1 protein-coding gene is annotated in these 266 nt (G+C 42.1%); it reads right to left on the reverse strand.

Annotation, left to right across the window (positions count from 1 at the left end; genetic code table 11):
- Nucleotides 1–266: hypothetical protein (locus tag AOA61_RS31450; RefSeq protein ID WP_218197437.1), on the reverse strand; the 266-nt coding region annotated here is incomplete at both ends.

Genomic DNA, 266 nt, shown 5'->3' on the forward strand with positions numbered 1-266 from the left:
TTCCAAAACCAAGTAGTACAACAGGAATTCCGAATAAACGATCGATTATCTCCACTACAGGAATGGATCCTCCTAAGCGGACAAAGACTGCTTCTTTATCAAATGCTGCGGAATAACTCTTAGCCGCTTTCTGAAGTAGTTCATGGTTTGGATCAATTTTATACGCCTTTCCTGATAGGGGAAGTGGTGTCACGTCGACTTTCACGCCTTTTGGTGCCACCTTGTATAAATGATCAATGATGCTTTTTTGCACAGTATCAGGATCC

The sequence above is a fragment of the Pseudomonas sp. 2995-1 genome (genome assembly GCF_002742505.1).
Taxonomy (GTDB): Bacteria; Pseudomonadota; Gammaproteobacteria; order Pseudomonadales; family Pseudomonadaceae; genus Aquipseudomonas; species Aquipseudomonas sivasensis.